The organism is Turicibacter sp. H121, from assembly GCF_001543345.1.
GTDB lineage: Bacteria > Bacillota_I > Bacilli_A > MOL361 > Turicibacteraceae > Turicibacter > Turicibacter bilis.
Genome location: NZ_CP013476.1, coordinates 2,059,744 through 2,078,441 on the forward strand (window position 1 = coordinate 2,059,744; position 18,698 = coordinate 2,078,441).

The 18,698-nt window shown below is 34.1% G+C and carries 13 protein-coding genes and 2 other annotated features; of the genes, 10 read left to right on the forward strand and 3 right to left on the reverse strand.

Annotation, left to right across the window (positions count from 1 at the left end; translation table 11 throughout):
- The first annotated feature begins 73 nt into the window (after positions 1–73).
- Positions 74–278, forward strand: a binding site (T-box leader).
- 46 nt (positions 279–324) lie between these two features.
- The 5 genes from pheS to tyrS all read left to right on the forward strand — a co-directional run bounded on the left by pheS (position 325) and on the right by tyrS (position 8,271).
- Positions 325–1,353: a phenylalanine--tRNA ligase subunit alpha gene (pheS, locus tag AT726_RS09835; protein WP_055241204.1), complete on the forward strand. Its 1,029-nt coding sequence runs from the start codon at positions 325–327 to the stop codon at positions 1,351–1,353.
- 21 nt (positions 1,354–1,374) lie between these two features.
- Positions 1,375–3,792, forward strand: a complete 2,418-nt coding sequence (gene pheT, locus AT726_RS09840) for a phenylalanine--tRNA ligase subunit beta (protein WP_068759497.1) — start codon at positions 1,375–1,377, stop codon at positions 3,790–3,792.
- A 119-nt stretch (positions 3,793–3,911) separates the two neighbouring features.
- On the forward strand, positions 3,912–4,973 hold the full coding sequence (locus tag AT726_RS09845; protein WP_068759498.1) for a bifunctional 3-deoxy-7-phosphoheptulonate synthase/chorismate mutase: 1,062 nt from the start codon (positions 3,912–3,914) through the stop codon (positions 4,971–4,973).
- A 220-nt stretch (positions 4,974–5,193) separates the two neighbouring features.
- The gene (locus AT726_RS09850; RefSeq protein WP_068759499.1) at positions 5,194–6,183 is read left to right on the forward strand and encodes a substrate-binding domain-containing protein; all 990 of its coding nucleotides are present in this window, start codon (positions 5,194–5,196) and stop codon (positions 6,181–6,183) included.
- A gap of 44 nt (positions 6,184–6,227) precedes the next feature.
- Positions 6,228–6,428 (forward strand) — a binding site (T-box leader).
- A 577-nt stretch (positions 6,429–7,005) separates the two neighbouring features.
- Positions 7,006–8,271, forward strand: a complete 1,266-nt coding sequence (gene tyrS / locus AT726_RS09855) for a tyrosine--tRNA ligase (protein WP_068759500.1) — start codon at positions 7,006–7,008, stop codon at positions 8,269–8,271.
- Positions 8,272–8,392: 121 nt separating this feature from the next.
- Here tyrS and AT726_RS09860 read toward each other — a convergent pair whose 3' ends face one another.
- On the reverse strand, positions 8,393–9,424 hold the full coding sequence (locus AT726_RS09860) for a YeiH family protein (protein ID WP_055276348.1): 1,032 nt from the start codon (positions 9,422–9,424) through the stop codon (positions 8,393–8,395).
- Positions 9,425–9,542: 118 nt separating this feature from the next.
- On the opposite strand from AT726_RS09860, the gene AT726_RS09865 reads away from it, so the two are divergent.
- The 3 genes from AT726_RS09865 to AT726_RS09880 all read left to right on the forward strand — a co-directional run bounded on the left by AT726_RS09865 (position 9,543) and on the right by AT726_RS09880 (position 13,617).
- Positions 9,543–10,436 (forward strand): LysR family transcriptional regulator, encoded by an 894-nt coding sequence (locus AT726_RS09865; protein ID WP_068759501.1) that lies wholly within the window; start codon positions 9,543–9,545, stop codon positions 10,434–10,436.
- 388 nt (positions 10,437–10,824) lie between these two features.
- Positions 10,825–11,957, forward strand: a protein-coding gene (locus AT726_RS09875) for an IS3 family transposase (protein WP_144436946.1) whose coding sequence is annotated in 2 segments (ribosomal slippage) — positions 10,825–11,086 and positions 11,086–11,957 — 1,134 coding nt in all. Because the reading frame shifts where the segments join, the coding sequence is not laid out codon by codon here.
- 364 nt (positions 11,958–12,321) lie between these two features.
- On the forward strand, positions 12,322–13,617 hold the full coding sequence (locus tag AT726_RS09880; protein WP_055277709.1) for an ISL3 family transposase: 1,296 nt from the start codon (positions 12,322–12,324) through the stop codon (positions 13,615–13,617).
- A 115-nt stretch (positions 13,618–13,732) separates the two neighbouring features.
- Here the strand turns inward: AT726_RS09880 and rpsD are convergent, their stop codons facing one another.
- Positions 13,733–14,332, reverse strand: coding sequence for a 30S ribosomal protein S4 (rpsD, locus tag AT726_RS09885; RefSeq protein WP_055241189.1), 600 nt, complete (start codon positions 14,330–14,332; stop codon positions 13,733–13,735).
- 289 nt (positions 14,333–14,621) lie between these two features.
- Positions 14,622–15,110, reverse strand: a complete 489-nt coding sequence (locus tag AT726_RS09890) for a GAF domain-containing protein (RefSeq protein ID WP_068759502.1) — start codon at positions 15,108–15,110, stop codon at positions 14,622–14,624.
- Positions 15,111–15,258: 148 nt separating this feature from the next.
- Between AT726_RS09890 and AT726_RS09895 the strand changes: the two genes are divergently transcribed.
- Both AT726_RS09895 and AT726_RS09900 read left to right on the forward strand, forming a co-directional pair.
- Complete coding sequence (locus tag AT726_RS09895; RefSeq protein WP_068759503.1) at positions 15,259–16,986, forward strand: septation ring formation regulator EzrA; 1,728 nt, start codon at positions 15,259–15,261, stop codon at positions 16,984–16,986.
- Between the two features lie 554 nt (positions 16,987–17,540).
- On the forward strand, positions 17,541–18,674 hold the full coding sequence (locus AT726_RS09900) for a cysteine desulfurase family protein (RefSeq protein ID WP_068759504.1): 1,134 nt from the start codon (positions 17,541–17,543) through the stop codon (positions 18,672–18,674).
- Positions 18,675–18,698: the final 24 nt, after the last annotated feature.

The window sequence follows — 18,698 nt, forward strand, 5'->3', positions numbered from 1 at the left end:
GAAAATTTTACTAAATATCATAAAATATTGTACATTTTTCATTTGAATGTATATAATAGAGATAAGAAAAAATAAAAAAACGTTGATTAAGGCGTAGTAATGAGGAACTTGCTATTAAGGGAGAGGGTGTCTAAGACTGGAAGCACTCTTATAGTTAAACTCATGAATTCACCTTGTGAGTGATGCTAATCACATCCGGTTGCGGCCGTTATCCGTTTTAAGAGGTTAAGAATTTATCTTAGCAATAAAGGTGGTACCGCGTGTGAAACGTCCTTTTTTAAGGACGTTTTTTTATTTTTTAAAAAACAGTTTGGAGGAATTAAGATGCTAGATCGATTAAAACAATTACAAGTCGAAGCTTTATCAGAAGTAGCAAATACAACTGATTTAAAAGAATTAAATGATCTTCGCGTAAAATACCTAGGAAAAAAAGGTCCAATTCAAGAAGTGATGAAAAACATGAAAGATATGGCGCCAGAAGAACGTAAAAGTGCTGGGCAAGTATCAAACGAAGTTAAATCTGTAATTTCACAAGCAATTGAAACTAAAAAAGCTGAGTTAGAAGCTTTAGCCATTCAACAACAGTTAGCAAATGAAACAATTGATGTGACATTACCAGGACGTACAAACTATATTGGTGTTGTTCATCCATTACAAGCCGTGACGAACGAATTAGAAGCTTTATTTATCTCAATGGGATACACAGTTGAAGAAGGTCCAGAAGTAGAGTGGGATCATTATAACTTTGAATTATTAAACTTACCTAAAGGACATCCAGCTCGTGATATGCAAGATTCATTCTATATTACTGAAGAGTCTTTATTACGCACACATACGTCACCTGTACAAGCACGTGTTTTAGAAGCAGCTAAAGGTCAAGGACCAATCAAAATTATCTGCCCTGGTAAAGTATATCGTCGTGACGATGATGATGCGACTCACTCACATCAATTTACTCAAATTGAAGGATTAGTTATTGATACAGATATTACAATGGCTGACTTAAAAGGAACATTATTAGAATTAGCTCGTAAAATGTTTGGTGAAGATCGTGAAATCCGTTTACGTCCATCATTCTTCCCATTTACTGAACCATCAGTAGAGGTTGACGTAACATGCTCAAAATGTTCAGGATGTGGATGTAACATCTGTAAAGGAACAGGATGGATTGAAATTTTAGGAGCAGGGATGGTGCATCCAAACGTCTTAGAAATGTCAGGATTTGATTCTAAGAAATATCAAGGATTTGCATTCGGTATCGGAGCAGAGCGTATCGCCATGCTTAAATACGGAATTGAAGATATCCGTAACTTCTATACAAATGATTTAAGATTTATTAATCAGTTTAAATAAGATTGAATGGAGGCCATATAGATGTTAGTTTCAGTGAATTGGTTAAGTCAATATATTGATTTAAGCGATATTGATCCAAAAGATTTAGCAGAAAAAATTACAAGAACAGGGATTGAAGTAGAATCGGTTAATGTATTAGCAGATGCAACGAATGTTGTAATTGGTTATGTTGAAGAACGTGTACAACATCCAAATGCGGATAAATTATCAGTATGTCAAGTAAATGTTGGTGGAGAAGACGGTGTTGTTCAAATCGTATGTGGTGCGAAAAACGTAGCGGCTGGACAAAAAATCATCGTGGCTAAACCAGGAGCTGTTTTACCAGGAAACTTTAAAATTAAAAAATCAAAACTACGCGGTGAAGAATCTAACGGAATGTGTTGTTCATTAAAAGAGTTAGGGATTGAGCAAAAGTTAGTTCCTCAAGCTTATGCAGATGGAATCTTCATTTGTGCAGATGATGCTCCAGTTGGAATGGACGCATTAGAATATTTAAAATTCCATGATACAGTGATTGAGCTTGGATTAACGCCAAACCGTATGGATTGTTTATCAATGTATGGCGTTGCTTACGAAGTAGCTGCTATTTTATCACGTGACGTTAAATTTGATGAAGTAACAGTGGAAGAAGTAGCAGAAGCTGCTAAAGACTTAATCAAAGTTAGCTCAAAAACTGAGAAAGCACCAATGTACTTATCACGCGTTGTGAAAAACGTTGAAATCAAAGAATCTCCACAATGGTTACAAGCTCGTTTAATCGCAGCTGGAATGCGCCCGAAAAATAACGTAGTTGACATCACGAACTATGTCATGTTAGAGATGGGACAACCATTACATGCTTTTGATTACGATACAATCGCTTCTAAAGAAATTGTTGTTCGTGAAGCCATTGCTGGTGAAACAATGAAAACATTGGATGGGCAAGATCGTGAATTAGCAGAAGGAGATATTATCATTACGGATGGTCAAACACCAATTGCCATTGCTGGTGTGATGGGAGGAGCAGCGACTGAGGTTACAGATAATACAACAAACGTGTTATTAGAATCAGCATTATTCGATCGTTTATCAGTTCGTAAAACATCAACTCGTTTAGGATTACGTTCTGAATCATCAGCTCGTTTTGAAAAAGGAATTGATGCAAAACGTACAGAGTTAGCAATTAACCGTGCAGCAAAGTTATTAGCTGAGTTAGCTAATGGGCAAGTATGTGCTGGAATCGTTGCTCATGATGAGTTAACAGTTGAACCAGTAAGTATTGAAATTACAGCAGCTAAAATCAACTCAGTACTCGGAACAAACATGAGCAATGAAGAGGTAGCAAATGTTTGGACACGATTAAACTTTACTTATGATTTAAATGGTGATGTATTTACGGTACACGTTCCATCTCGTCGATTAGATATTACAATTGTTGAGGATTTAATTGAAGAAGCGGGACGTATTTATGGGTACGATAATATTCCAACAACGTTACCTTCAACAGATATTAAAGGTGGATATAAACCAATCCAATTAATGCGCAATAAAGCACACCAAACATTAATGGCTTGCGGATTAACACAAGTCATTACTTATTCATTAACAAGTGCTGAAAAAGCAGAGCAATTCTTATCGATCCCAGCTAACAAGAAAGAATTAGTTAAATTAGCGATGCCGATGAGTGAAGATCGCTCACACTTACGTCAATCAACCATTCCTCAATTATTAGAAGTCGTGCGTTATAATAATGCACGTACAATCGATACGGTAGCTATTTATGAAATTGGAAAAGTTTACGGTCAAGCTAATGGAGAATATACAGAAGAAACGAAAATTTCAGGGGCTGTGACAGGACAAATCATTACAAATAAATGGCAAGCAAAAGTTGAAAAAGTAGACTTCTATGTGGCGAAAGGTTATGTTGATGCAGTCTTAACTGAAATGGGTCACTTAAATGTCACTTATCGTCCAGTCGTAGCTGATGAATATAAAGAGTTCCATCCAGGACGTACGGCTATGGTTTATGTAAATGATATCTTAGTAGGGGTAGTTGGACAAGTTCATCCTGAATTACAACGTGAATTAGACTTACATGAAACATATGTATTTGAATTATCATTAGATGTGTTATTCGGATTAGAAACTTCAAAACCTGCTTATGCAATGGTACCTAAACATCCGGGTATGACACGTGATATTGCGTTAGTCGTTGATCGTGAAGTATTAGCAGATGACTTAGTTCAAACCATCAAAAAAGCAGCTAATAAATTATTACAAACGGTTGAAGTCTTTGATATTTACGAAGGTAAAGGTGTTGAAGAAGGTAAAAAATCAGTGGCAATTTCACTTTACTATTTAGATCGTGAAAAAACATTAACAGATGAAGATTTACAACCAACACACCAAAAAGTATTAAATGCTTTAACTAAAGAGCATGACGCTGTTTTACGTGGATAGTGAGAAAAGGGGAGCAAGTTTTTATCTTGTTCCCTTTTTTGCCGCTCAATAATGAAACTAACTTTAAAAGAATCAATTATTAGCTATAATAGAAATAGACTATAGCATGAGGTGATCAAATGAAAAATGAAAATTTAAATCAGTTAAGAAATCGAATTGATGAGATTAATTTACAACTTTTACAATTATTAAATGAACGTACAGAATTAGTAGAAGCAGTGGGTCGTGAAAAAGATAAACAGGGATTAAAAAAATATGATCCCATTCGTGAACAACAAATCATTGAACAATTAAAAGAAAGAAATCAAGGACCTATGAGTGATGAAATGATGGTCCACATTTTTAAAGAAATTTTCAAAGTAAGTGTGAAATTACAAGAAGAAAAGAGCCATAAAAAAGGATTATTAGTATCGCGTAAAAATAAATCGGAAGATACAGTTATCGAAGTTAATGGAGATTATATTGGGGGAGGAGAAGCAACCTTTGTTTTTGGACCATGCAGTGTTGAATCACAAGAGCAAATGGAACGTGTCGCAGCTAATCTAGCTGCCAAAGGTTTAAAATATATTCGAGGAGGCGCATTTAAACCGCGAACATCTCCTTATGACTTCCAAGGTCTTGGAATTGAAGGCTTAAAAATCATGTCTGAGGCGGCAAAAAAATATGATTTACGCGTAATCAGTGAAATTATGGATGCAAGTGATTTAGAAGCAGCTTTACCTTATTTAGATGTTGTGCAAATTGGTGCTCGTAATATGCAAAACTTTTCATTATTGAAAGCAGTTGGACATATTAATAAACCTGTTTTATTAAAACGTGGCTTAAGTGCAACGATTGAAGAATTTGTAAATGCTGCTGAATATATTACGATGCATGGAAATCCAAATGTCATGTTATGTGAACGTGGAATTCGTACATATGAAAAAGCAACGCGTAATACACTTGATATTTCAGCGGTCCCAATTTTAAAACGTGAGACGCATTTACCAGTTTTTGTTGATATTACTCACTCAACGGGACGTAAAGACATCTTACTTCCAATTGCAAAAGCCGCTTTAGCAGTTGGCGCAGATGGAATTATGGCTGAAGTTCATCCAAATCCGACTGTGGCATTATCAGATGCGAATCAACAAATGAGCTTGGAAGAATTTGATGTTTTTTTCAAAAATTTATTAAGCTAGAATAAGTTAAAGTTTTCCTGCCTATAATAAAAATAATCATAAAAAAGCAAGCGATTTTAAAATGAAAATTTTCATTAAATTGTTGATTAATCAAATCTTTTTCGATAAAATGAATGTAGTATCGAAGATTATGACGATGTTAATGCTTACAAGGTCGTACTTTGTAGGTTAGAATGATAGATAGGTACAGGAAAATTTTAATGTATTAGGAGTTGATGTTATGTCTAAAGTAACAATTTATGATGTAGCACGTGTTGCTGATGTGTCATTAGCGACAGTGTCACGCGTTTTAAATAACCCTGAAAAGGTAAAGCCGAAAACTCGTGAGCGTGTTTTAGCAGCAATTAATGAATTAGGATATCGTCCGAATGCGATTGCTCGTGGTTTAGCAAGTCGTCGTTCAACAAACGTTGGATTAATTGTTCCAACATGCTCACGTGCTTCTGTATCAGAAATGATCGATGGAGTAGCAGATATCGCTGATAAATATCGTTACTCAGTCTTCTTAAACGTGACACATAATGAAAATGATATTGCTACAAATGTATGGCAAAACATGATTGCTTCTCAAGTCGATGGTGTTTTAATGATGGCAGATAAACTGAGTGACGATGAAATCGAGCGCTTGGCGAACGATACCGTACCAACGGTTCTATTATCAGTTAAAGATTTAGATGGACGTTTACCAGCCGTTTTAATTGATTACGAATTAGCCGCTTATGAAGCCACTAAAAAATTAATTGAAAATGGAAATAAAGATATTGCCTTTATTACATCAAGCTCATATTATGCAATGAACGACTTAAAAGAACAAGGATATCGTCGTGCATTAGCAGAAGCGGGATTAGAACCACGCATTTTAGGACTATATAATAAATTTGAAAATTCATTAGAAGCATTTAAAGAATTCTTCGCAAATAATGCGGCTCCTGATGCAGCATTAGCCGTACGTGATTCAGTCGCTGTCATGTTCATGAACGCAGCAATTGAGCATGGAATTAGTGTTCCAAATGATTTAGAAATCATCGGATTCCAAAATACAAAATATGCGATTATGTCACGTCCACAATTAAGTACAATCAATATTCCAACGTATGATATTGGTGCTGTCGCGATGCGTTTATTAACGAAATTAATGAAAGAAGAGGAGGTAACTGAAACTCAAATCACGTTACCTCACTCATTTGTTTGGCGTAGTACAACAAAATAAGGTTGACATAAACATACACAATTTGTTATAATCCAAGCATTAATACTAGTGCAATGATAAGAATTTAGTAGTGATTATTAAGAGCAGTCACAGAGACTTAGTGGTAGGTGAGAACTAAGGCAGTAATAATCACGAATTACACTCTTGGAGCATGTTCATATGAACCGGTCTTTACCGTTATCAAATTGAGTGGTTGAATCATAGATTTAACAAGTTGGGTGGTACCGCGAACTTTCGTCCCTTCATTTTATCTTTTTTAGATAGAATGAAGGGTTTTTTAGTTGCGCTAGTAATCTTGGATTACTTTAGCGTAAACTTATCCTGAACGCTAGAATATCTAACGTAGTTTAGATATTCTCATGAAGGGTTGTTAGTTCCATTTCTAGCTTTAGTAGATTATTTAATCTATCTTCCCTTGATGGACAGTGTTATCCATAGTCTATAGGCGAGGCAGAGTCGATCCCTACTAAAGGAAAAGACTTGTATTAGAGGGATGTTTGTTTAGAAAATCTTATCTATATAAGTCCAGATAAATTTTCTTCAGAGAAAATTTTTAACTGGACTATAGGCTGCCTTGATAGATAAAACATATCAGTATTTTTTATTTGCTACTCAAGATGTAGAATACTTATCTGTTTATATATAGATCATAGGTTTGCTCATTTATTAAAGAGAAAGATAGTCTGAACTAACGGAGGCTTATGAATTCAACTTGTATAACTTTTGATTAATCAACTCATTTGATAAGGTAAATTTGGTTTTGAATTAAAACGATAGAGGATAATAAAATTATCCTACAAAAGATTAAATGAGGTGAAAATAATGAAAAACGAATTCTTAAAAGAATTAGAGTGGCGTGGATTAATTAATGACTGCACGGATTTAGAAGCGTTAGATGCGTTAATGGAAGAAGGTAAAATTACATTATACTGTGGATTTGATCCAACAGCAGATAGTTTACATATTGGTTCTTTATTACCAATTTTAACGTTAAAACGATTCCAAATGGCTGGTCATAAACCATTACCATTAGTAGGTGGAGCAACAGGATTAATTGGTGACCCAACAGGTCGTTCAGCTGAGCGTCAAGAAAATAGCCATGAGACAGTGATCAAATGGTCTGAAAGTATTAAGCGTCAGTTATCACAATTCATGGAATTTGGAGATCAACCAAATGCTGCTGAGTTAGTTAATAACTACGATTGGACTTCAAACTTAAGCATGATTGAATTCTTACGTGATTTCGGTAAGTTTTTCAACATTAACTATATCTTAGCGAAAGATACAGTATGCTCTCGTTTAGAGCATGGGATGACATTTACTGAATTCTCTTATACTATCCTACAAGGAATGGACTTTAAACATTTATTTGAAACGAAAAACTGTGTGTTACAAATTGGTGGATCAGATCAATGGGGTAACATTACATCAGGATTAGAGTTAATTCGTAAAACAATGGGGCATGAAGCAAAAGCTGTTGGATTAACAATGCCATTAGTAACAAAAGCAGACGGAACAAAATTCGGTAAAACTGCAGGTGGAGCGGTATGGTTAGATCGCAATAAAACAACACCTTACGAAATGTACCAATTCTTAATTAATACAGCAGATGAAGATGTTATTAAGTTCTTAAAATACTTCACATTCTTAACACAAGAAGAAATTGCTACAATCGAAGAAGCTTTCAAAGCTGCACCACATGAGCGTTTAGCACAAAAAACATTAGCGAAAGAAGTCGTAACAATCGTGCATGGTCAAGAGGCTTACGAGCAAGCGTTAAAAATCACTCAAGCATTATTCAGTGGAAACTTATCAGAATTATCAGCAGAAGAAATTGAGGTTGGATTCAAAGATGTACCATCAGTTGAATTAGCTGAAAATCTTAACTTAGTGGATGCACTTGTATTTACGAAAGCAGCTAGCTCAAAACGTGAATCACGTGAGTTCATCAATAATAACTCAATCTCGATCAACGGAGAAAAAGTGAACGATTTAGAATTTACAGTTTCAAAAGAAAATGCAATCGGTGGTAAATTCACTGTTATCCGTCGTGGTAAGAAAAAATATTTCTTAATCAAACACGTTTAATAAAGTAAAAGGAAGGTTCAAGACCTTCCTTTTTTAGCATTTAAAAATATATGTTTTATTTGCATTGCTTTAAATACCATCTATAGTAAGGAGTTAAAAAAGACGTCAGAGCGTCTTTTTATTATAGTAAAATTCTAATTAAAATGACGGCGAAGATGATTTGAGCAATCCCGATGGCTAAACAGTAAACACCACTCTTTAACCCAGCTTTCATTAAATCTTTAAATTTAACGCTCATTCCAATTCCAGCTAAAGCGAAGATTTCGAGGTAGTTACTGATTTGTTTAAAGCCAAGAGATATATTTTCGCTAATAAATCCAATACTGAATAGGAAGCACATTAAGAAGAATCCTTTAACATACCAAGGGATTTTTATTTTAGCATTTGGTTTTTTATGATGTAACTCGGCGTCATGATTTTCTTCATCTTTTTTTAGTTTAGCGAACCCTAAAATAACGAATACTAGGAAAATAATTCGAACAATTTTAAAAATCGTTGCGTACTTTAAGACATCATGGTTAACCATTGAGGCACTTCCGACGACTTGTCCTACTGATTGTAATGTTCCACCGATTAAAGCGGATGATAACATCGTTTCATTTTCATATAGTAGATTTGTCAAAAATGGTAAAATCATCATTAAGATGGTACCTGTTAAGTTAACTAAGGTAATTGTAATTGATTTCTCCACATCATTTGCTTTGATGACTGGAGCTGTTGCACCGATAGCTGAAGAACCACATACAGCGTTTCCTGAGGCCATTAATAAGCGGAAATTTTCTGAAAATCCAAGCTGCTTACCGACAAATAAACAAAATGCAATCGTTAATGCCATTTGTAAAATGATAAAGCTAACACCAGAAACCCCTAACTCTAAAATGACTGTATAGCTTAAGGTTCCACCAAGTAGAACAATTGAGTAAGATAATAAATTTGATTCTGAAAAACGTATGCCTTTATGAAGTTTTTTATGTGTTAAAACAGTATTTCCTAATAATAACCCAAGTAAAATAGCAATAGTTGCTCCTCCGAGTGTTGGAACTAATGTTCCAAGATATTTAGCTACTAAGCCGATGAGAATACAAACGATAAGACCTGGGAAGATATCTTTAAAATTTGTAAGTTTTTGTTGGATAAAGTCTTGAGTTTTCATTGGTTCAATGCTCCTTCTCTTAAAATCTACGCTATAAGTATATAATAGTTTTTAATATAATTAAAATTAATTATTATAATGGTTATAATAAGATAAAATTATAGTAGAGGTGTTTCTAATGATAGATGAGTTAAAGTCATTTATTCAAGTTGTAGATGAACAAAATTTTACGAAAGCTGCTCAGAAATTGAATTTGTCACAGCCTGCAGTTAGTATGCACATTTCTGGCCTTGAAAAACAATTAGATACCATATTAATTTTGCGTTCAAATAAACAAAAGAATTTTTTATTAACACCAGATGGAGAATTACTTTATAAGCGTGCTAAAAAGATTGTGCATCAATATGAGGAAATGATGAACGAGATCAAGAGTCAAAAAACAGAAGTTCAAGGAACATTGAAAATTGGAGCTAGTTTAACAATAGGAGAGTATTTATTACCCAAAATCTTACTACAATTATCCAAGTTATATCCGAACTTAATGTTTGAGGTTATTATTGAAAATAGTCATACGATAATGGAGAAGATTAATCAACTTGAGTTAGAAATTGGATTAATTGAGGATGATGAAGTCCCTTTAACTCTTAATCGTCAGCCGTTTTATTGTGATACCTTACAGATTGCTTATAGTGATAAATTAACATTACCTAAGTCACCAGCACAGTATCACACGTTCTTTTCTTCGCAAGCATGGTTTGTTCGAGAGGATGGCTCTGGAACACGAGCAATGACTGATTTCTTCTTAGAGAACTTAAGGATTATACCCAAACATAAAGTGATACTTGGAAGCAATTATTTAATTAAAGAAACACTAAGACACCAACACGGAATGACTTTTGCTTCTACCTTAATGAAACATCAAGATTTTAAAGGAATTAGTTATTTAGAAGAAGAGGCTTATACATTATCGCGTTTATTTTACTATGTGACTAAAGAGGGAGTCGTTTTAAGTAAACGAGTACAGTGTATGATTAGTTTATTAAATGAATTAGATGAGACAATGAGATCTTAAAACGGTGCTGTATTTTAAGAAATTGTTAATAATGATAAAGACTAAAAAAAGGACAATGCTGAAGTTGCCCTTTTTAACTTATAAAAGTTATGATAATATATTGAATTTCTATATCTAATACTATTAACCCATCAAATATTGTAGAGCTTTTGTAGATCTAAGAGAGTTCTTTAGAATAATCAGATCTCTATGAGTCAGTCATATCTCTAAAGTTAAATCTGGTTTGAGAAGCGTAAAAAGTCCTATTAAAATCATTAATATCTTTATTATAAAAACTGACATCTTACTTATTATTATCTGATAATACGTGGATAGGTTACAATTAATTAGACAGTTTTTTTAAGGTCATGTAGAATTATAAATAATATCAATCTAAAGGAGCTTTAACATGACCCAAACTAAAACTCGTAGACCTCGCCGTACGTATACAGATGAATTTAAAAACCAATTAGTCCAGCTTTATTTAAATGGGAAACGTAAATGTGATATTGTTCGTGAATACGATATCTCATCGTCTTTACTCGATAAATGGATTAAACAGTCAACTTCTACAGGTTCTTTTAAGGAGAAAGATAACCGCTCAGAAGAAGAACAAGAGTTAATCCAACTTCGTAAAAAGGTTAAACAATTGGAAATGGAAAATGATATTTTAAAGCAAGCCGCGCTGATCTTAGGACGAAGATAAATGTGATTAAAAACAATACACACAAATATTCAGTTTCAGCGATGTGCAAAGTCCTTAATGTGCCTCGTAGCACTTATTATTACGAGTCTAAACCGAAGAAAGATGAAACTCAACTGGTTACTGATATCATTGAGATTTTTCGTCGAAGCCGAAATAATTACGGGACTCGAAAAATTAAGCAAGAGTTAAAAAAGATGGGACAACAAGTTTCACGTCGTCGTATTAGTCGTATCATGAAACAAGAAGGCCTTGTATCGAATTATACCGTTGCTCAATTTAAGCCGCATACAGCTAAATGTAACGAAGATAACACTGAAAATATCGTGGATCGTAACTTTGATGAACAACCACATTTAAACGTTGTTGTCAGTGATTTAACGTACGTTCGTGTAAAAAATCGCTGGCACTATCTTTGTGTGCTTGTAGACCTGTTTAATCGTGAAATTATCGGTTATAGCTCTGGGCCTAATAAGGATGCAGAATTAGTTAAGAAGGCGTTCAGTACAGTCCAAACTAACCTAAGTCAAATCAAGATTTTCCACACGGATCGAGGTAACGAATTTAAGAATAAAATCATTGATGAGATTTTAGAGGTATTTGAAATTGAACGCTCTTTAAGTATGAAGGGATGTCCCTATGACAACGCTGTTGCAGAAGCGACCTATAAAGTAATCAAAACAGAATTTGTAAACCATCAGATATTTGAAACCCAAGAACAACTAGGTTATGAATTTGCCGACTACGTTAACTGGTATAACAATCATAGGATCCACTCTTCACTAGGTTATTTGTCCCCAGTTGAGTATCGTAAAAACACCCTTAAAAAAGTTGTTTAGTTTAGTGTTGACAATCCAACGTTTAACTTATATAAGCATTATTCATCTATATCCGAGTTTTTACATAATAGATTTTATTCATATTAATTGATGCTAATTTAATAGATGAGAAAACTGAATTTATAATTTATTAAAATAATTGAAGTAGCTAAAAGTTTAAGTAATAGTAGTCATGACTAAAAGTAGGGGATAATGTTATGGGGAGCAGGGAGGTTTGGAGAAATAAAAGGTTCTATAATATTTGGTGTGGGTGATTCCCACACTTCTTTTATTTGGAATAAAAAATAAGTATAAAAAAAGAGACATCACGTCCCAAATTCTATACCATGTAATTGACCAAAAAAAACACGAAAGGATTGGGTTTATGTCTCACAATAATTGTATCTTAACTTTACTCGATTTAAAAGATAAAAATATTACTTTTTCAGAAAATTGGATGAAAGATGTTCAGATTAACGGGATCCGCTCTAAGGTGATTTCTGGTATCCTCTCTTTTCAACCGACCCATTGTTACAACTGTGGTCATCTCTTTGACTCACAAATCATTAAACACGGCTTCAAAACCTCTCGTATTAAGATGATGAAACTCTCTGGCTTTGATACCTATCTCGATTTAAAAAAGCAACGCTATAAATGCCGTCATTGTGATCGTACCTTTACGCTTAAAACCTCTCTTGTGGAATCTAATTGTTACCTTTCTAATCCCCTTAAACAAGCTATTTTCCTAGAGGCTAGCCATAAAAAATCCGAGTCAGATATTGCCCGTGAACTCAACGTATCCCATTCAACGGTCAATCGGATCATTCATACATCGTACGAGGAACAACCCCTTCATTTTAACTCTCTTCCAAAGGTGCTTTGTTTTGATGAGTTTAAGTCGGTCAAATCAGCGGAAGGGGCCATGTCATTCATTTTTTGTGATGCTTCTAATGGGAAGTTAATTGATATCGTTGAAGACCGTCGTCTAAGCACTTTAAAACCTTATTTCATGCGATTTTCTAAGGAGGCCCGTGAAGGTGTAACTCACGTTGTTATTGATATGTATGCTCCGTATATGACACTCATTAAAGAGGTGTTTCCCAACGCTAAAATTGTTTTAGATAAGTTCCACGTCGTTCAACTTTTATCTCGTGCCCTCAATAAAACTCGTATTCGCTTCATGAACCAAAACAAAGAGTTCTACAATAAATTCAAACATTATTGGCGCCTTTTATTAAAAGCCCAAGAGGATATCCATTCTACCCACTACTTCTATTCTAACTGTTTCAAAAAGCAGATTTCTCAACAAGAAATCATCGACTTTTTACTCGCTTTAGATCCTGAATTAAAAGCGACTTATGACTTCTATCAAACCATCAAACAGGCCATCAAACTTCGCAACTTTGATGCTTTTCATCATGCCATTCAAAACCCCTCTGACTTACTTTCACCTGAAATGAAAACAGCTTTAAAAACATTAACTAACTACCAAGATTATATCAAAAATACGATTGAAACATCTTATACCAATGGAGTGCTTGAAGGGATTAATAACAAGATTAAAGTGATTAAACGCATGGCCTTTGGATACCGTAGTTTCTATCATTTCAAAGCTAGAATTTTGATTATCCATAAGTACACCTTTGAACAAAAAAATAAAAGGAATCAAACTGCTCAATGAGCAGCTTAATCCCTCACGATTACAGGTATAAAATTTCTTCACCCACACCAGTTGACAAAGAGCCAAATAAAAAAAGACTTCGGAAAATCCGAAGTCTTTTTAGTGCCATTAAAGATTAACGGCTGTAGAACTCTACGATTAAGTTTTCGTGGATGTCAGCGAATACTTCAGAACGTTCTGGTAAACGTACGAATGTTCCTGTCATTGTAGCTTCGTCGAATGATACGAAGTCTGGGCGGTGTACAGTTCCTTCTAAAGCAGCTTTGATGATAGCTAAGTTAGCTGATTTTTCACGAACGCTGATAGTTTGTCCTGGTTTTACTGAGTAAGATGGGATATCAACGCGTTGTCCATCTACTAAGATGTGACCGTGGTTAACTAACTGACGAGCTTGACGACGAGTGTTAGCTAATCCTAAACGGTATACTAAGTTATCAAGACGAGATTCTAATAAGTATAAGAAGTTCTCACCGTGTTTACCTTGTAATTTACCAGCACGATCGTATGTACGACGGAATTGACGCTCAGTCATTCCGTATGCATGACGTAATTTTTGTTTCTCTTGTAATTGTAATCCGTATTCAGAGATTTTTTTACGAGCTTGTCCGTGTTGCCCAGGCGCATAAGGGCGTTTTTGTAATTCTTTTCCGTTTTCTAAGATAGAGTATCCTAAACGACGAGAAATTTTCCAGCTTGGTCCAGTATAACGAGCCATGCTATGACCTCCTTTTAATTTGTCAGAAATTTTGATTTTGCATACCAAAAAAGGAGAAAATTTATCAAATACTATAGGATAGATTAAAATCTCATATCCTCGCCTTTGCAGCCAAAAGGTTATACGATATGCCATCAATACCTTTAAGTGATATTGAGGTTTAATCTATACGTTATAGTCAGATAAAAAGCTGCCTTTAATATACGCACTCAAGTATAATATCAATATTCTACTTTATTGTCAACAAAAAATACGAGTTCTAAACATTTTCCAATAATTAAGCTTAAATTTAGTTAGTAGGAATGGTTTCCACAATGATTTGCACAAATTGTTCTAAATATTTTTGATCGATTTCATTAAATCGATTTAAGCGAGGACTATCGATATCTAATACTCCAATTAGTTCACCATCTTTTAAAATAGGAAGTACAATTTCAGAGTTGGTTGCACCATCACAGGCAATATGTCCAGGAAATTCATGAACATTTTTAACGACAACTGTTTGCTTTGTTGTAGCTGCATAACCACAAACTCCTTTATGAAATGGAATACGGATGCAAGCAGGTAATCCTTGAAATGGTCCAAGTACAAGCTCTTCGCCTTTGTTTAAGTAAAATCCAACCCAGTTAATGTCCTCTAAAAATTGATTTAATAAAGCTGATGCATTAGATAAATTTGCAATCAAATCTGATTCCTCATAAGTCAATCCTTTTAATTGTAATAATACTGTTTCATAGTTTTCTTCTAATGTTCCTTGATAAACAGTTGGATGAAACATTTTCTCCCCCCTTGGTATGATATAAAATAGTTTGCACACATTATAGCAAAAATAAATAGAAAAACATAGAAACAATAGGATTTTTTATCAAATTATGATATCATTAAAAGACAGCAAACAGTTTAAGAAAGCGTGATGGGAGGATACTATGACAGATTTTAAATTACTAATTTTAATAGTGATGATCGTCGTCTTAGCAATCGTATTAATTTACTCAGTTATTATCGTATCAAAAAAGAAACAATACTATGCTAAAATTGATGAACTTGATTATTTAAAACATGAGATTTCTAATCAGACGGTCCCGTTTGAATTAGCCAAGCTACGTAGCACAAAAAAGAGTGAGCGTATTGTTAAGTTAGTTCAACAATGGGAACGACGTTGGGGAAAATTAGAATCCGACTTTATTACCGTCACGGAGCAGATTATTTATACGGAAGAGCTTGTTGCCAATAAAAGTTTCGTTGAAGCCGATGAGCATTTAGTAGAGTTAAAACAAACGCTTGAGTCGTTAAAAGAAGAAGTTGAACAATTAATTGAAGAAATTAAGTCGTTAAAGAAATCAGAAGAACGTAGTCGTTCAAATGTCGTTGGATTAAAAGAAACGTTTGAACAATTAAAACGTCGTTATGAAAAAGAAGAAGAGAACTATATTGAGTTTAAAGAAGAGATGAAGACCTTATTTAAAGATGTTGAAGTCTTTTTCTTAAAATTTAATGAGTGTATGGAAGAATGTAATTACGATTTAGCTGATGAAACGATTGAACTGATTAAGTCACATATTGAAATTATTGTTCATATGTTTGAACGCACTCCAATGTATAAAGATACAATTACACAAGAAATCAAGCCTTTATTACGTGAAGTTTTAAAGAGCTATGAATCGATTATGAAATCAGGGGTCTATTTAAAGCATCTTCAAATTGAAGAAACGATTGCAGTGTATCATGAGCAATTAGATGAGATTCCAAATTGGATCAAACGTTTTGATTTTGTTAAGATTGAAGGAATGCTGGTTGAGATTCATGATAATGCTAAACAAATGATTGAATTCATGAAGAAAGAATATGAACTTCAAGAGGTGTTAAAAGAGACGGTTGTTAAAACGAAATCGCTTATGCAAGAGCTACAAGAGCATAGCGAGCAACTTCAAGAGCGTTATGAAAATATTAAAGGAAATTATCGCATGCCTGAGGAAGAGGAGAGTCAGTTCGTCTTTTTATTAAATGAAATTCAAATTGTAAGTAATGAATTAGTCTATTTAGTCGGAAAAGTCGATGAACATCAAAGTGCAAATTCTGTGTTATTACGTGAGTTATCATCGCTGAACCAACAATTAGATGAGATTAAAGAACAATTAGCTGTATTTGATGGTGAAATTGAAAGCTTATATGCTGGAGAAAAAGAATGTCGCCAGCGTGCACTTCATTTATTGAAAACATTCAATCATCTTAAAGGAATGTATCATCAAGTTAACTTCCCGGTTAAGAATGAGGAAACTGAAGAGATGATTAAACGTGCAAACTTCGCCATTCAATTATTATTTGAAACGATTGGACGATTACCTATTAATATTGCAGAGATTGATAAACAGCTTGCTCTAGCACAAGAGTCGATTCAAGAATTATCTAATCGAGTGGAGATTGAGGTTCAACAATCTAAATTAGCCGAACGTTTAATGGTATATGGTCATCGTTATATTGGACGAGAAGGAATGTATGTCGTGGATTTAACGATTGCTGAGGATCAATTCCGTCAAGGAAATTATGAAACAGTGATCGAAAAGATGCGTGAATTATTAAAAGAGATTGAAGGTTCACGTTTTGATTTAACTTATGATCAATTTAAGCAACAATTAGATTGCTATCTATTATAATAAAGGAAACTGTCTATAAGGACGTCGTGAGTTATAGACAGTTTTTATTTTGAGTAAACAAATGCAAAAAAATAAGGCTGCGTTCTAAAAGAATGTTGATATTTAATAAAAATCATGATTTCTTCCCCTAACTCATTGATTAAGTATGATGAGATCAATGTTTTTAATCATCAACACTTATCTAAAACAGAGCCAAAAAAAGTTTTATGGTGCAGATAAATGAAGTGAAATAAAAATAAATGCATAATATAATAATAATAATAATAATAAGAACATCTAGATGATTTGCTATTAAAAGTGAATTTTTTCTAGCAAATTCATGATGAAGTTCATACTTTATAGTGTAAGCAAATCATAGAACGACCATTTTCTACGTCATAAACTCAGAAAATAGTTGCAATTTGAGATTATAGCTTTAATGTGATATAATGTCGAAACGATAAAGTAACAAGGTTCATATTCAATGAATTCGTCTGCCTCTTATCTGAGCAGAGTTCGTAAGAGTTAAAAGTTTAAAATGGGTCTGAGATGTTTATGTCGGAAGGAGAATCAAAATGATTTATTTAGACAATAGTGCGACGACTCCTGTTGATCCAGAAGTTTTAAATGCTTTCGTGAAAGTTAATGAAAATTTTTGGGGTAATCCAAGTTCGTTACATGCATTTGGTGCTCGTGCTGAACAATTACTAATTCAGTCAGAAAAGCAAGTCTTATCCCTATTAAATGCGAAACAACACAAAGTTATTTTTACATCAGGAGCAACTGAGAGTAATAACTTGGCTATTCGTGGGTTGTGTCATGCTTACAAAAATCGTGGACGTCACATTATTACAACCCCTGTTGAGCATGCCTCAGTTCATGAAACAATTGAGGAACTAGAAGCGGAAGGGTTCCGTGTTACATATATTGACGTCAAAGGTAGCAATGCTGATATTGTAAAGCAAATTCAAGAAGCCATTTGTGAAGATACAATTTTAATTTCATGCATGCATGTGAACAATGAAATGGGAATGGTATTTCCAATCTATGAAATTGGTCAATTATTAAAAAAATATCCAAAGGTAAAATTCCATGTTGATGCCGTTCAAAGCGTGGGTAAAATTCCTGTTGATATTGATAAAATGAATATTGATTTATTATCATTATCTGCTCATAAATTCCATGGATTAAAAGGAAGTGGAGCACTAATCGTGAATCAATATTTAAGTTTAACACCTGAAATTACAGGGGGACATCAAATGTATGGCCTTCGTTCAGGAACAATTAACGTAGCGGGTGCAGTTGCGCTTGCGAAGGCTTTACGCTTAGCAATCGAGCCACTGCAAACAAACTACCAACATGTTAAACAATTATTCGATCATACAATGAACGAATTAAGAAAAATTGATGGTGTAGTGGTAAATAGTAATCACGAACATCAAACGCCTTATATCATCAATTTTGCTGCCGCTCCGATTAAAGGTGAAACGTTAGTTCATGCGCTTGAGGAATATGATGTTTATATCTCAGCAAAATCAGCGTGCTCATCTAAATCAGCGACTGCTTCACGTATCTTATTAGCATTAGGGATTAGTGATGAGGTTGCACAAGAGAGTGTACGTGTTAGTTTCTCTAATCTATCGACAATGGAGGAAGTAGATCGACTAATTAAAGCTTTAAAAATCGTTGTGGCACAACTAAAACACTAGTACTACAAATCGCAGCAGGTTATC